6 protein-coding genes are annotated in these 15,023 nt (G+C 39.7%); 1 reads left to right on the top strand and 5 read right to left on the bottom strand.

What is annotated here, in order from left to right:
* Positions 1-327: zinc-binding metallopeptidase family protein (locus ACSX1H_RS16655; protein ID WP_439185367.1), on the top strand; the 327-nt coding region annotated here is incomplete at its 5' end.
* 56 nt (positions 328-383) lie between these two features.
* On the opposite strand, the gene ACSX1H_RS16650 is transcribed toward ACSX1H_RS16655, so the two are convergent.
* From ACSX1H_RS16650 to ACSX1H_RS16630, 5 genes are all read right to left on the bottom strand, one after another.
* Positions 384-4,400 carry a hybrid sensor histidine kinase/response regulator transcription factor gene (locus tag ACSX1H_RS16650; protein WP_439185366.1) on the bottom strand — a complete coding sequence of 1,339 codons (4,017 nt, stop codon included), beginning with the start codon at positions 4,398-4,400 and terminating at the stop codon, positions 384-386.
* Positions 4,401-4,889: 489 nt separating this feature from the next.
* Complete coding sequence (locus ACSX1H_RS16645; RefSeq protein ID WP_439185365.1) at positions 4,890-6,485, bottom strand: glycoside hydrolase family 16 protein; 1,596 nt, start codon at positions 6,483-6,485, stop codon at positions 4,890-4,892.
* Positions 6,486-6,635: 150 nt separating this feature from the next.
* Positions 6,636-9,752 (bottom strand): beta-galactosidase, LacZ type, encoded by a 3,117-nt coding sequence (lacZ, locus tag ACSX1H_RS16640; RefSeq protein WP_439185364.1) that lies wholly within the window; start codon positions 9,750-9,752, stop codon positions 6,636-6,638.
* A gap of 268 nt (positions 9,753-10,020) precedes the next feature.
* On the bottom strand, positions 10,021-11,502 hold the full coding sequence (locus tag ACSX1H_RS16635) for a RagB/SusD family nutrient uptake outer membrane protein (RefSeq protein ID WP_439185363.1): 1,482 nt from the start codon (positions 11,500-11,502) through the stop codon (positions 10,021-10,023).
* Between the two features lie 101 nt (positions 11,503-11,603).
* Positions 11,604-14,618 (bottom strand): SusC/RagA family TonB-linked outer membrane protein, encoded by a 3,015-nt coding sequence (locus ACSX1H_RS16630; protein ID WP_439185362.1) that lies wholly within the window; start codon positions 14,616-14,618, stop codon positions 11,604-11,606.
* Between the last annotated feature and the right edge of the window lie 405 nt (positions 14,619-15,023).

Raw genomic sequence — 15,023 nt, 5'->3', positions numbered from 1 at the left:
AAATATGCATGTAGTTGCAATATCAGCTTAGTTGGTGAAGCCGAAAGTGCTGCCAGTTCAGGCGATCTTACCAAAAAAATCAACCAAATAGTGACGGCTACCGGTTTGTTCACTCATTGCATAGAGAAAGAACTGCACAACACCTATAGTGAAGATTTCTGTACACTGATGAACCATGTTCAAAAAACAGGCGGGAAAGCTGTGTTTATGGGCATAGGAGCATCTAACCATACAGGTACCCATCACCAACCTCACTTCGATATTAATGAAGATGTTATGTGGAAAATGGCGAGAATCTTAGCAGAATTGAGTATCCATCAACTCTAATTAAGCTCAACCCTGATATTTTTCCTTACACACTTAGCGGGATAGCGTCAATAATTCTAACCATTCCGATATTCACTTGGAGACATGTTATAGATTTCCTTAAAATTCCTTCTAAAGGTTTTTATTTCATTGTAACCCACTTTATAGGCAATTTCAGAGACGGTATCGCCTGACTCTTTTAAATAGCGTGCCGCAATTTTCATTTTAATGGCTATTATAAACTCGTGAGGTGTTTGGTTCGTTATTTTCTTTATGCGCCGATAGAACGTTGATGCACTTAGAGCAAGCTTATCCGCAATAAAGTTAGCGTCAAGGTTAATATTATCAATATTTTCCTCAATTTGCTTGATTGCTTTTTCAATTAACGCTGCATCCTTACTTGATATTTCAATATTTTCAGCCGCCAGATGAATTTGTTTAGAAAAAGTTTGACTTAACAATTTGCGACTGGAGATCAACATTCTCACCTTTTCGAGCAATAAGTCTGGATAAAACGGTTTTGTCATATAGGCATCCGCTCCTTTTTTAGTTCCAAATAGTTCATCTTCCGGCAAGCCTTTTGCAGTAAGCAATAGCACTGGTATATGCCTAATCTTTGGATTCGATTTAACTTTTTCACACAATTCAAACCCATCCATACCAGGCATCATCACATCGGAAATTAACAAGGAAGGTGCGTATTCAATCATGGCTTCAAAGGCTGCATGTCCATTAGCCGCCTCAATCACAACATAATACTGGCTCAAAAGCTCTCTTAAATAGACTCTTATTTCGGCATCATCCTCAACAACTACAATCGTGGCCCCTTTGCCTTTCGAGTTCAATGATTTGGTGTGAACAGATGTATTCTCTAATATCAATGGTTTCTCATTAGAAGCTTTTTCTCCGGCCCCAGAGCTATGAGCGCTTACTCTATTTTTTAACCTCACTGAAAATGTAGTTAATTCACCTGGCTTACTGTCAAAGTCAATCTGCCCATTGTGAAGCTCAATATAAGTTTTTGAAAGACTAAGGCCAATGCCTGAATTATTGATGCCCCGATTATTTTTAGATTGATAGAAGCGCTCGAAGAGATGCTGACTGTCTTCACTGGAGATCCCCCGACCGTTATTTGACACTTCAATACACACCTCATCGCCAGCTCCTGCTATGGCAAGCTTAACAAAACCCGGATTACCACAGTATTTGAAAGCATTAGAAAGTAAGTTGTGCAATACTATTTGCATGCGCTCCCTATCAAACTGCACCAATTGAGGCGTTTTGCTTGATTCTATGATAAACTCAATTGCGTTCTCACTTGCCAGCTGCCTAAATTCATGACCAACACCTTCAGCAAAACCTATGAGATCCTCTTCGGTTAAATGAAGTTTTAACTTGCCCACTTCTAATTTTCTAAAATCCAGAAGTTGATTAATCAGACTGTGTAGCTTATCCACATTTCGCTTAACGATGCGGATTCGGTTCATGACAAAAGAGGAGTCCTCGAACAGCATTTTTTTAGATATCAACTCATCAACAGGGGCAGATATCAGTGTTAAAGGAGTTCTTAATTCATGTGAAATATCAGTAAAGAATTTGAGTTTATTATCTATCAGCTCCTGATCTTTTTCCCGATTTTGCTTTTCATACTTAACCTGATCCTTTAATCGCGATTGCTTTATTTGAATCTTTATAATTACATACATTAAGCCGAAAGCTATAAGTAAATAAGCCAAAAGAGCATACCACGTTTTCCAGATAGGCGGGTGGATAATAATAACGATATTTTTCATATCTGGGCTCCATCCGCCAGTTGAATTGGTCCATTTAATCCGAAGAATGTATTTTCCGTGCCGTAAATTGCTAAACGAAATCCGGTGCCTGTTCCCAAGGTTGATCCATTCATTGGCTGAACCATAACCTTGCAACTGATATTTGAACTGATTTTTATCGGGAGTATTAAAATCCAGAGAAGCAAGGTCGAATGAGAATTCATTTTGAAAAAAAGAAAGTTCAATAGTATCTGTTTCATTAATATTCTTGCTAAGAATTCCTGCCGCAGAGACCGCTACATCATTATTTAAAATCTTAAAATTAGATATGGCAAATTTTGGATTAATTTGGCTGTTCTTAATTTGGCGACTATCAAAATAGGTTAGTCCTTTATAGTTGCCAAAATACAACACATCATCCTTTCCTTTAAAACTAGCAGCTTCTGAAAAGTCAACCACTCCAATCCTGTCAGATACAATGTAATTCAGAACCTCTTTGGCTTGGGTATCAATACAGGATAACCCTGCATTTGTGCTCACCCATATTTTACCGTCCTGATCACTTAATATGGCATTTATGTAATCATCTAACAGCCCGTCCTTTCTGGTTAACTCTAGCAAATTATAGCTCCCTTGCTCGTTTTTACGCAGCTCATTCAATCCACAGGGGGTTCCAAACCAAATTGCATCGTTGGTTGTGTGCGTTGATAAGATGATGTTACACAAAGGCTTTTTCTCATTCCTCAAAAGCTTCTCTACTGAAACAAAACCAGAATCAGTCTGATTAAACTTTAAAAGACCTTTGTAGCTTGCTATCCAAAGTGCACTATCGGCTCTAAACACTGCTGTCACCCGATCATCGGGTATATAATTCTTTTTACTGGCATGATGATAGTGTTTATTTAAGTGATAGGTACCGTTATGCTGTTTAAAGTGAAACAATCCTTGTTGCTGAGTTCCCACCCACATTTCTTGATCGCCAAATAGCACATCGTGGGCTTTTCGAATGGTATCAATGTCGCTCCCAAGGCTACTCGCCGGAACCATCCAATACCTGTTTCCAGCTGATTTTTCTGCCAGAAATAAGCCTTCATCGAGACTGACCCATATTCGGCCTTGATTGTCTTCGAAGAGTTTTTTCACAATGGTAATAGGCGTCTTTTTGTATTTATGAGAAGGGATATAGCCAATTTTATTGTAAACACTGTCTTCGGCAACAAACAAGCCACTCCCTCTGGTTCCAACCCATTTTCGTTTATGAGAGTCGATTAGAAAGGCATTTACATGCAAATTTAGCATCCTCTCTTTGGTTCGTATACCTGTTGAAATAAACTCACTTTTTTTCGTCAATTTAACGATTCCGCCACCATCAGTCCCTAGCCATATAATGGAGTTTGAATCCATATAAATGTCAAGTATCACCTTATAGTTGATGGATGATTTGGTAACAACACGTGGCTCTATATCAATGGCTTTGAACTTTTCGCTATTTTTATCAAACACAAATAAGCCTTGCCCCCACGTGCCCACCAGAATATTTCCATCCGCATCCAAACAAAGGGAATAAGTATCCTCATACAACTGACCAGTAACATCCTTTATTTTATATTGAGTAATCGATTGGGTCATGTAATTGTACTTCACCAAGTGCATATTCCAACCAACGACCCAAATCACGGGTTCTTTGTCATCTTCAACCATATCGACAATTTCAATGTCTTTTGACTGAAAATTTGCAACCACCTTTTCCTGCAAACTGCTATACAAGCCATCCTTGGTTTCGGCCCATACGGTTCCACATTTTGTTTCAACCAGAGACTTTACATTGGTTTTTGGAATCACCTGAAAAAGGCTATCCTTATCGCGAACATACTTCCACAATCCTTCCCCCCAAGTACCAAACCACATGTGCCGTTCTCTATCCTCTGTTATTGAGATGATACGACTAGGTAATAAAGATAAGTTTGAATGCTTAATAAACTTATCCTGCTTCAGATCAAATATACTTAACCCGCCAGATTTGGTGCCAATCCATAAGTTGCCTTTTGAATCATGAAACAAAGACTCTATTGAAGGATTTGATAAAGAAGCTTCGTCTCCTTCCTGAGGTTTAAAGTGTTTAAAACTATACCCATCGTATCGGTTTAAGCCGCCCCGGGTACCAAACCAAATAAACCCATATTTATCTTCAATTATTGAAGTCACCTCATTTTGACTAAGTCCATCTTTTATTGAAAGATAACTTATTTGATAGTCGTGAGAATAAAGTGCGGAAGATAGAAAGCATGCAAAAGTCAGCAACAGATATCTAGGATTCATCATATTGTGCATTTTTCCAAATATAACAAAAATGTTATCCTCATAATCTAAATAATCATTGCCCAATTAGTAATCTGCCTATGCTAAAAGAACTAATAATCGTTTTAAATTTAACAGAGTGAATCGTTAAGTATTTTTAATCAAACCGATAAGTAGCCGGATTGGGCATAAAGTAATCTTCCTTTGTTGGCTGAAAAAATACAGCCCCTCCTGACTACCACGTTCAGCAGCCACTTCTTCCACTCTTTACAGACGTATTAAATCTAACAACCTGCAGGTAATGGGTTCACAGCCGGCTAACTCCCAGGCACGTTCCATCACCACAGAATCCGGGAAGGCAAAAAGGATAAGCCTGTGCTTAAGTCATTCAATCCGGCTCTATTTCGCACGGCATTAATGGCGTCATAAGCGGACTGATACGAACAAAAGAACATTACCAGCCTAAGTATCTAGTAATGTCCTTTTTATTTATCTAATTAATTCAACAACCCCTCAAAAAAACACTTGATAATCTTGTATATCACGCACTTCTCTAATCTCATAAGTCACCCCATCTGCTGAAAGAGAAACCTCTACATTAAGATACGTTCGAACACCTCCATTGTATACTCCTAGTTTTACCTGATCAAAAGTTACCGCTTTCCCCAGGTTGATAATCAGTAATCCACTAGCATCTAATCCGTAGTAGCCAGTACTGCCTCCATTAACGCCAATACCATCGCCTAATAATGTTGGGCCATCATGCCCAGATGGCATAGCAAATTCCTTTCCCCCACTAATTAGCGTGACTTCAGTTAGATGATCCCATTCATTGGCTGTACTCCCATTCATTTGTATTTTAATATACTGATAAGCTGGCGAATTAAGGTCGAACATTCTAGAGCTTTGCACATCCTGAACGATCGGGTTACCGTAAACAACACCATCGCCCGAAACAGATACTCCAACATTCTCATAGACACGACTATCGCCATTATAAACGCCTAGCTTTACAGCATCGAAATCATAACCTTGCCCTAAGTTGATTTCCAATAAACCACTTGCATCTAATCCATAGTAGCCAGAGCTTGCGCCATTAACTCCCATTCCATCTACTAAGACTGCAGGTGCATTATGTCCGTCAGGAAGCATATATTCAACCCCATCGTGAATTAACGTTACTTCGGTTAAATGATCCCATGAATTTACTGTGCTTCCATTCATTTGTATTTTGATGTATTGATTGGCCCCGGCAGGAGGTGTTGGTACCGGAACAGGCGTATATTCATAGTATTTTACGAAATCAATAACATAATCTACCGGCAGGTGACTCGCATTAACATTACCCACCCAATTTCCGCCAAGTTGCTGTGACAATATGATATGAAAGTCTCTGTCAAAGGGCCATTGATGCCAATCTGCACCAGGCTCTTTGTAGTAGGTGAATGTGGGCGTCCCATTAATGGTAAAAACGATTCTCTCAGGATACCATTCCACGCCATAGGTATTGAACTCTGAAGTATTCACACTTGCCGTTTTACTGCTTGGTGAACTTTTCGTGTTGCTATGGATAGTTGAATAAATATAACCATCAAAATTAAGATGCTCCATCAAATCTATTTCGCCATTATCTGGCCATCCTCCATACTCATTTGTACTCGCAAGCAACCAAATAGCAGGCCAACATCCCTGAGCAGATTCCATCTTGGCACGCACTTCCACCTTACCATAGGTAAAATCAAATTTTCCCTGGGTCCATACACCACCTGTTAGATAGGGTCTTGGATCTGCCTGCGTATCGGGGTTCACAATCCCTTTTAAGTAAAGGTAACCTCCGGAGATATCATAGACCTGATCATCTTTGGTCATTGTATTATTCCAATCTACAGTTCCCTCCCCAATGCGGCTCCATTTAGTTGTATCTAAAGAAGACCCATTAAAATCATCTTGCCACACCAATTGAAAATCGTTTGCTGCTTTTAAGTAAAGGTTTTCACCTGGAGTCTGTTCAATTATTTCATGTATTGAACTATCGGCAGCTTCTTGTTCCACACTTTCACACCCAAATAACAAAACGAGTGTAAGCAGAGTCATCCATTTGTTTTTCATTTGATTTTAGTTTTAGTTAATAAATAGCATTTACTCCTTTATAGAAAATCAAACTGGATAAATCTATATTGAGTAAACTTGCGCCAAATGCACATTATAAGCCCTAATCCCTAAAAAATCATTGATGACAGATAAACCTAATTAACAAAATCAATACTCAGGTACAATAGTAAATTCATACTTATATTCCTGATTGGCTTCCATTAAATATGGCTTGTGAGGTTTAGATCCCCAACTATCATCTCCTCCTAATCCCATCATTTTATGATCGATATGCAACTCCACAAAGTCTCCTTCTTTTACATCCAAAGGTGTGCGCAGTTGCTTTTTCAGACCTGGATCCAATTGGCCCGTTGCAATATGTAAAGCATTAAATTCTAAAGGTTGATTAATGGCAACTATCTTAAGTCCCATTCCTGTTTGGTTCTGTAAGCTCAGCCAACGAACATCGGTTTTATGACCATTCTCCTGGGGACGACCATAGGGAAAATATTGTTCCTCAACTTTAGACTCGTATACCCCAATAAAAGAGGCGGTTTTTCTATCGGTGTAATTCTCCCATGGCCCTCTGCCATAAAACTGAAGGTTATCAATCTGCTTATCTAGTTGCATTACCATTCCAATACGCGGAATTTCCGGCAGACTATCGGCTAAAGCATTAAAAGTATAAGCCACATCAATTTGCCCATTACCAAATATGCGATAGTCAACACTTAGTATGCCCTCCACGGAAGGTAGCTTTATCTCTGATTCGATTAAAACCTCCTTATCGGAAATTTGAGTTTTGGAAACTTTCTTCAACTCAGCTTTAGCCACTGCTTCTTTCCATACCTTGTAACGCTCGGGCATATCGTTTCCAAAATCATTATCAGTTGGAGCTCTCCAAAAGTCAGGTACTAATGGACTTTTTATCAACTCATATCCATTTAAGACATATGAACTTAATGCTCCGCTAACTTTAGAAAAAGAAATACCTAGATCCTTTCCTTCCACAATAAATTGATTCTCATTTTCTTCAACATTAAGAGTCAATTGGCTTTCGTTAACAAGCTTCTTTAGACTGCCCTTACTCAATTGAAATTGTTCCTTGGCCAGTTCATGACCTATGGCAATAAATGGACGTGAAACCCGATTAATGGCCGAAATATTTAAGTAATATTCTGCCCTTTCTTCCAGTTCTCCATATCCGATTTTAAACTCTTGCTCTGCTTGAGGTGCGATTGCTCCTAGTTCAAATTGACCTGACTTTACAACCTTACCGTCTTTGAGTAACTCCCAGCTAAGAAGCACATCAGAGAGGTCTTTAAAAAAACGTCGGTTCTTGATTGCCACCTTACCGGAAACGATATCCTTAAGTCTAAAGTCGATATTTTGATACACCTTTTTAACCTCAAACAGACCAGGGTGTGGTGTTCTATCCGGATTGACAAGACCATTTAAGCAAAAATTCTCGTCATGATGAAGGCCTTCAGGCTCAAAATGTCCACCGTAGGCCCAATATTTATTACCATTTTTATAGGCTGCTATTCCTTGATCGACCCAGTCCCAGATAAAGCCACCCTGGAGCTGCTTATGAGAGTCCACGAAATCCCAGTATTCTTTAAAATTACCGGTGCTATTTCCCATGGCGTGGGCATACTCAGCCCAAATAAAAGGACGCTCATTGTCGGTACCCAGCCAGTCTTGTTTAACATTCTCAATTGGCAGGTACATAATGCCAATAATATCGGTCTGCCGCTCTTTAAGGTCGGTTTGCATCTCCGCCCTCTCATAATGAACTGGCCTGCTTCCATCTATTTGGTGAACTTTTTTATACGCTTCAAGCATATTGGTGCCGGCCCCCGACTCATTACCGAGACTCCATACGATGACAGAAGGATGGTTTTTATCGCGCTCGACCATGTTGACGCAACGCTCAATATGCGCCTCCTGCCACTCAGGCAAGTTCGCAAGCGTTTCGTCAGGATGATATCCATATCCGTGTGACTCCAGATTTGCCTCATCATAGACATAAATACCATATTTATCGCACAACTCGTACCACTTTGGATCATTGGGGTAATGGGCCGTTCTTACTGCATTAATATTAAACTGCTTCATTAGCTTAATATCTTCCACCATTGACTGCTCGCTTATCACATGGCCAAAGAACTCATCGTGTTCATGGCGGTTAACACCTTTAATTAATATGGGTTGTCCATTAACCAGCAACTGCCCTCCTTTTATTTCCACTGTTCGAAAGCCAATGTCAATTGAAGTGGATTCGACTATATTATTTTTTGAATCTCTCAAACTAACCAACAGCTTATAAAGGTTTGGTTCTTCGGCAGACCATCTCCTCACACCAGTAATTTCCCCGCTAAAAGTGAGCTGTTTAGTATTTTCGCTTTTTAATGTAACCTTTGAAGATTTCCCCTGAAGAACAGGTGTATTATCTGCATCTAGAATCTGATAATTAACACTAAACCCTTTTTTCAACCCCTTATGCTTATTCAATAACTCTACTTCGAGATGGAATACTCCATCGTTATAAGACTCATCCAATAAAGCCTTAACGCCCACATCGCGCATATGTAATTTGGGGCGGGCAAACAGATATACATCCCTCTGAATACCAGATAGGCGCCAAAAATCCTGATCTTCCAGATAGCTGCCATCTGTAAACTGAAATACCTTTATAGCTAACTTATTTTTACCTTTTGCAAGGTAAGGCGTAAGATTAAACTCTGCAGGTAACTTTGAGCCCTGATTATACCCTACTTTCTTGCCGTTTAACCAAATATAGAAGCCTGATTTAACTGCCCCCAACTGAATATAAATCTCTCGGCCATCCCAGTGGTCAGGAATTTCAAAATAGCTAATATAGGAGCCTACGGGACTATATGCATCATCTATTCTTGGTTGATCTTTTTTAAAGGGATAGATAATGTTTGTGTAATGAGGAAAGCCATACCCTTGAAGCTCCCAATTACCGGGCACCGAAATAGTGTCCCATGAAGAATGATCGTAGTTTAAGCGATAAAAATCAGCAGGACTTTGGGAGGCTCTATTGACATAGTTAAATCGCCATTTTCCATTTAAACATTTTATAAAATCGCCATCTGCCACCTTATTTGCTAACGCTTTCTTCTCGCAAGCGAATGAATAAAAAGTGGCTCTTGACGCTTCACGATTTCTTTCAAATACTCGAGGATTCTCCCAATCATTCTGTCCTACTAAAATATTGGTTATAAAAAGAAGAGGGAATAATAATTTACAGTAGTTCATTGGCTTATATCTAAGATATGGTTGAGTGCTCAACCATCGTGCAATTCTTCATTGTGCCTATCTATTCACGGCCTTTCAGCTGATATAAGTCTTCAGCCCGTTCGTAAGCACTCGCATCAATATTAAGTAAATTGCTTTTTACTAATTATGATATTATAAAAGCATGGTGCTCAGGCAGTGACTTTTAAATATTTGATAGTAATCCATTTAAACCTTCCAAATATTTAGTTACAATCAACTACCTGAGCACCAATATCCTTATTTCGTATTATAAATTAGGATTAATCAACTTATCTCCATTTGGAATTGGTGCAAAATAATCGTCTTTTGTTGGAGGGTTAAGGATAGGCAATTCTGTTTCGTGCCTGTTGCTTGCGGCCTCCTCTACACGCTCCAGGCGAACAAGATCATACCATCTTGCTGAATTGATTTCCATACCTGCAAACTCCCACGCACGCTCCATAACAACGGCATCACGAAATGCGATTTTCGACAAGCCATCGGGCAAGTCTTCAAGCCCTGCACGATTGCGAACATCGTTAACAGCATCGTATGCAGTCTGATCAGGTCCTGCAGCCATCGCTTGTGCTTCGGCATAAATCAATAATACCTCCGCATATCGGATGACCATATTAGTACGGCTCGACCACCAATCTACCCACGCCCATGGTTCGTCAGGGTTATAACCATCCATATCGCGCATTTTCTTATAGTAAGGATGTTTCTGAACACCTTCAGACCAATGCAGGGTTGTTTTAGCATCTGGGCGAATAACTGTTTGAAATGTAGCATCCTTACGCGGTCCTTCGGGGAAAGCATTAAAGAAGTTAATCTCGGCAAAGTAGTCATCCCAGCCACCTTCTTCTTCAGGTTTTGATGCCAATGGGGCACGCATATTTCCATTCTCCCAGGTATAAGGCGCAATGGTGCGATCGTAAAATAAGCCAAATACAATCTCATCGTTAAATTGAGCTCTGGTCCATAGGTCAGCAAAATTATCCAGTAGTCGATAACCGTACACCGAAGCATTGTCCATTACCTCTTTGGCCTTTTGTGCTGCCAATGCATATTTCGATTCATCTTTAAGCGGATAGCCGGCCATTGAGAGGTACACAGATGCCAATTGAGCTTTTGCAGAACCTTTAGTAGGAGCAACTCCCTTCTTTTTTCCACTCCAGTTGTTGGGCAGGTATTGTTCAGCAAGCTTTAAATCCTCAACAATTAATTCATAAACAGCTGCCGGAGCAGATTTTTCGATATCAAGGTTAATCTGCAGGTCGGTAATAAGTGGTATTTCGTTCCAAACACGAACCAGGAAATAGTAGCTCATAGCTCGAATAAAGTGAGCCTGTCCTGCCACCAACAAGCGTTCCTCCTCAGTCGCTTCTGTTGCATCCATGTAGTTAACGATAATATTATTGGCCGACCACACGCAAGCATAAGCCTGCCCCCAGTGCATCCAGGGGTTAGCATCCGTAGCAGAAAAGGTATCAAACTCGCGGAAAGGCCCTTTATTACTACCTGTTCGGGTGGTAACATCGTCGCCCCCCATCAAAACTGTTGCAAACTGGCTCGCATTGTAAATACCATTCGCTTTATTGTACATTGCCACCAGACCGAGTTCTAAATCAGATGCGGTTTTAAAAGGACTTTTACTGGTTAACTTTCCTTTCGGATCTTCATCCAAGAAATCGGAGCATGAAGAAAAAATCACGCCAAGAACAAATAAATATATTAAATACTTTTTCATATGTCTTAATTTTCTAATAACGCTGAATACAAACAATGCTGATAAACACTAACGGTTGAAGCATCAACATTCTTTACATCTTAGATTTAAATAGGTATCAATTAAAAATTTAAGGTCAGACCCAAGGTATAGGATTTAGCCGAAGGGTACGAACCAAGATCGAGGCCTTGATCAATATCACTTCCTCCTGTTGATGTTACCTCCGGATCGAAACCTTTATAATCGGTAATCGTCAGTATATTCTGAGCGCTAACAGATAGCTTTAAGTCACCAATTTTTATTTTCTCCTTCGACAGGTTGTAAGACACACTCACGTTTCTCAGCTTTATATAACTTCCGTCCTGCAGCCATTTAGAAGAGTTAATATGATCCACATTGGTTGAGCTATTCAGAGAAGGCCATATCGTATTGGTGTTATTTTCTGTCCAGGCATTGGCAGCTTCTGCCAGTGTAATCGATCGGGCATCACCTACGGCCACGCCTGCACCTGCATACCCCAAGTTTAAAACATCTCTGCCATGCACCCCTTCAATCATCACATTAAAATCGAAATTTTTGTAACTAATCTGGTTATTAAAACCCCAGCTAAAGTTTGGCAAGGCATTGCCTATAACCTGTAAATCTTTTCCATCAATTACTTTGTCACCATTCAAATCTTCATATTTAGAATCGCCTGGTTTATAGCCATACAAGGCAGCTTCGCTGGCTTCATTTGCCTGCCATAAACCTAAAAACTTATAGCCATAGAACGTTCCAAGAGGTTCGCCTGGTTTTACTATAAAAGTCTTGCTATCGAGAAACCCGCCCCCGTAAGAGCTGCCCGGAAAGATTTGTTTCTCATCGCCAATTGAGATCACATTATTTTTAACAGAAGAGATATTAAAGCCTGCATTCCATTTCAAATCAGACTTTCTAATAACATCATAGGCCACCATAAATTCAAAACCTTTGTTTTCAATTTCTCCAATATTTTTAATAATGGTACCACCGCCATTGTATGCAGGCAGGGCTTTTCCCTGTAACAGTCCTTCGGTATTTTTCTTAAACAGGTCTATGGTTGAATTTAAACGCCCATCCAGCATAGAAAAATCCAGTCCGATATTTAACTGAGTGGTTTCCTCCCATTTTAATGCAGGATTTTCAGCACCTAAAGGAGAATAACCTGTATAGCCTGTTGAGGTGCCATAAGAGTATATGAAAGGTGATAAAATAGACATAGTCCCATAAGGTTGAATGGCCTGATTTCCGGTAATACCCCAACTTGCTCTTAACTTCAGATTTTGGAAAACATCCATATTTTTGATGAAGGCTTCTTCACTCAAACGCCAGCCAACTGCGGCCGATGGGAACCCACTAAATTTGTTGTCATTCCTAAACCGTGACGAGCCATCTATACGGTAAGTCGCCGTTAGCAGGTATCGATCTTTAAACGCATAGGCAATACGTCCCAAGTAAGACTGCAAAGCCCATCGCTCATAATTAGAAGAAATTCCTTGCGACGCATTTAATGCCAAATTATGATACCCAACAGTTTCGGAAAGAAGATTCGAACCACTGGCCTTAAAACTTTTCAGTGTTTGAGACGATTGCTCGTAACCTGCCATTGCTGTCAGACGATGAATTTCGTTGAACGTATTGTTATAGGTTAGAAATGTACTTGCCTGAGTAAACAAGGCATTCCCATAGCTTCGTGATGAACCGGTCGTTGAGTTCACAAATCGATTAATAAAATCAGCGGACTCAAGTTCATTGTTTTCCACTCCAAAAATTGCACTCCATTGCAGCTTATTGGTGAGTTCATACTTAAAAGTTGCATTGGCCATTGTAATGGTTTCAAAGATATCGTTCATTCGTTCTTTAGAAACCATATAGGGATTAAGCTTGATTGATCCATACTGATCATTCATATTGTAAGTCCCATCTGGATTATAAACAGGCTCTGTAGGTGACCATAGTAAGGAGTTCCATATAGGACTATCTTTGGAACCCGCTAAATCATTGCTGTTATTCTTTTCACTTTTTGTAACAGAAACATTGAAGGTAGCATGAAAACGTTCAGCCACCTGAGCGTCAATATTAGATCTTACAGAGTACCGCTTTTGTCCGGTATTAACTAACAGCCCTTGCTGATCGACATAACTGCCGGAGATAAAATATTGAACTTTTTTCGAGCCTCCAGATAAAGAAACCTGATTGTTACTGGTGTAACCCGTCTGAAAAATTTGATCCTGCCAATCGGTGCCTCCATTTACTCTGAATGCCTCTATTTCGGCAGGGGAAAAAATTTCGGCGCCATCACTCATTGCATTTATTAATTCTGCATAAGGTGCTGCAGCTAATAAATCATAGGTGTTTGAAACACGATCAAAGGAATAGTTTGAACTGATTTGAACCCTCATTCTTTCAGACTCACCGCGATTTGTAGTTATTACAATAACCCCATTGGCTCCGCGCGACCCATAGATAGCAGTAGAGGAGGCATCCTTTAATATCTCCATCGACTCAATATCATTCGGGTTCAAATCTCCCAGGTCAATGTTCATTGCAACCCCATCCAAAACTACCAATGGGTTGTTTGAACCTAACATAGAATTACCACCTCGGATACGGATTTTTGTTGAAGCTCCTGGTGAGCCTGATGTTTGAGAGATAGACACACCCGCAACACGGCCCTGAATAGACTGAGCAATATCAACACTTGGCATATCTTTATAGTCATCGGCTTTAACGGTTGTGGAGGCACCTGATAAGTCACTTCTTTTCATCGTTCCATACCCAACAGCCACCACCTCATCTATGCCAATAGCATCTTCACTTAAAGTTACATTGATCGTTTCCTGATCGCCTACTTTTATACTTTGGGATTTCATACCGATGAAGGAGAATATGAGCACATCGCTCGATTGAACGCTAAGCGAATACTTTCCATCAACATCTGAAATAGTTCCATTGGTTGTTCCCTGCACAATTACAGAAGCGCCAGGAAGGGCACCACCGGAAGAGTCTTTTATCTGTCCACTAACCGTTTTGGACTGAGAAAAAGCCTCAATTGTGCAAAAGAACATTAAAAATGCCATTACACAAATGTGCAATAATAATGTAGATCTTTTTTTCATAATTCTATAGTTAACATTGTATTATACTTATATTAAGTATTTGATTAATCAGAATGAAAATATTATTATAATACCTGCGGTAATTAACAGTAACAGAACATACAATAAATAGGTCGCGTACCTTAACCTTTTTATAGTCGAACTCGAATCCGTTTTTTTTGCTTTGTCCTTCATTGCTTTTTTGTCTTAAATCCACTTGCAAAATCATATTTTTCGACCAACATCAAGGGGCATTTTTATGCATTACTCGGCCCATTTTCGAGCTCTTATTGGGAATAATACTATTCAAAAAAAGGACATCCTCACTCAATTACACCCATTAACAACCTTACCGACAATACATTGACTAATCACGAATCTTAAAATTCATTAGCTACACTCTAAAACCAAGCAATACTATCACTA

Source organism: Carboxylicivirga taeanensis (assembly GCF_051851475.1).
GTDB lineage: Bacteria > Bacteroidota > Bacteroidia > Bacteroidales > Marinilabiliaceae > Carboxylicivirga > Carboxylicivirga taeanensis.
This window is presented reverse-complemented; position numbering and strand designations above follow the sequence as displayed.